General features: G+C 67.1%; 2 protein-coding genes. Both read right to left on the bottom strand.

The genetic code is table 11. The features are described 5' to 3' along the window. Positions 1-204, bottom strand: a 204-nt coding sequence (locus AC3WLX_RS36565) for an ATP-binding protein (RefSeq protein ID WP_492339382.1), incomplete at its 3' end; no start/stop codon positions are given. Positions 205-215: 11 nt separating this feature from the next. After that, positions 216-1,748, bottom strand: a complete 1,533-nt coding sequence (gene istA, locus AC3WLX_RS36560; RefSeq protein WP_492339383.1) for an IS21 family transposase — start codon at positions 1,746-1,748, stop codon at positions 216-218. Positions 1,749-1,907: the final 159 nt, after the last annotated feature.

Below are 1,907 nucleotides of genomic sequence, written 5' to 3'. Positions count from 1 at the left end.
CTGCTGGCGCAGCTTGGCGTAGCGCAGGCGAGTGGCGAGCCGTTTGTCGTGCCGCAGCGAGGCTTCACGTTCGAGCAGCAGCGCAAGCCATTCGGTGTGACCGAGGCTTGCGGCCTCACCGGTGGCTTCGATGTCGGCGAAGGCCTTGGCCATGCCATGGAGGCCGAGGGCGTTGAGGCGGTCGAGGGTCGGATGGGTGAGCAAGGGATGATCTCCTAATTGTAGTAGCGCGGTCCGCGGATGTTGGCATGCAGGATCGGCGCATCGTCCGCGGAACGCTGGTGAGCAGAACGCCGATCGAGATTGTTGGCGAGGATCGACTTGACCGAGCCATAGGTGCGCGCGCCGATGTCGATTGCCCGCGCAGCCGCGGCGTCCAGCCGTTCGCGCCCATAGGAGGCGGCGAGCCTGAGGATGCCGAGACAGGCGCGGAAGCCTTGCTCGGGGTGCGAGCGCTCGTCGAGAATGAGGTCGCACAACGCGCTGGTCGCCGGCCCGATCGCGGCGGCGTCCTGGCGAATACGTGCGATGGTCCAGCCGGCGTAGCGCCGATGGCTGGAGGCCATGTGCTCCGGCACGGTGGTGTGTTTGTGATTGCCGCTCATGCGCTGATGCGCGGCGATCCGCTCGCCCTTGTGGAAGATCTCGACGGTACGGGCCGTGAACCGCACCTCGACCTCGGCGCGGGCGAAGCGATGCGGAACGCTGTAGTAATGCTTCTCCACCTCGACGTGGTAATCGAGACTGACGCGGCGGATCCGCCACTCGGCGAGGACGTAGGGGGACGCCGGCAATGGCTTGAGCGCCGGCCGGTCGACCTCCTCGAGCAACCGGCGGCGTGTCACGCCGAGCCGCCGGATCGGCCGTTCCTCGTTCAGCCTCGTGAGCAGTTCGCCGATCGCCGCATTGACCTCGGCCAGGCTGTAGAAGGTGCGATGGCGCAGGCGGCCGAGCAGCCAGCGCTCGACGATCAGGACGGCCTGCTCGACCTTGGCCTTGTCGCGCGGCTTGCGCGGCCGCGCCGGCAAGATGGCAGTGCCGTAATGCGCCGCCATCTCCGCGTAGGTACGATTGATCTGCGGGTCGTACAGGCTCGCCTTAATGACCGCGACCTTGGTGTTGTCGGGCACCAGCAGCGCCGGTATGCCGCCGATCGCCGCGAAGGCGCAAACATGGGCGCTGATCCAGTCGGCGAGCCCCTGCGTCCACGTCGCCTGCGCGTAGGTGAAGCTCGATGCGCCGAGCACGGCGACGAAGATCTGCGCCGTTCTGCGCTCACCGGTCAGGCGGTCGACCACCACCGGCACGCCATCGCCGGCATAGTCGACGAACAACTTGTCGCCGGCCGCATGGGCCTGGCGCATCGTCACCGACAGACGGCCTTCCCAGGCGCGGTAGAGCTCACAGAAGCGCGAGTACCGGTATCCGCCGGGCTCGGTGGCGATATATTCCTCCCACAGGATCGACAGCGTCACGTGCTTGCGTTTGAGCTCGCGGTGCACGGTCGCCCAGTCGGGCTCGGCGATGCGGCGGTGACCCTGACGGTTGCCATTGCCGGTCTTCGCGAACAGGCGAAGTTCCAGAACCGTGTCGGTGACGTCGTCTGGCAACGGCCAGCTCAAGCCCGCGGCCTCGAACCGCCGGAGCGCCAGGCGCACCGTCGAGGGCGCCGCGCCCACCCGTCGCGCAATCTCGCGGCTCGGTAGCCCGGCCGCCTTCATTCTGATCACATCGCGCACACGGCGCATCGCAAGCCTCTCCGTCGGCATCCAGGGTCCCCTTCGCAAAGCCGAAAGGGTTCATCCTATGGGAGCCAGAAGAGGCCTCGTCACCCGGGCGACATCATCCCGGAATGGTGGGCGACATCATCTCGGAACGGGTGGGCGACTTCAAATCGGAATGGTGGG

It is taken from the genome of Bradyrhizobium sp. FW305-F6 (genome assembly GCF_058782905.1).
This window is presented reverse-complemented; position numbering and strand designations above follow the sequence as displayed.

What these genes read in the sequence shown, in the direction of transcription:
- istA (WP_492339383.1), bottom strand. Translation starts at nt 1,748, where the DNA reads ATGCGCCGTGTGCGCGATGTGATCAGAATGAAGGCGGCCGGGCTACCG.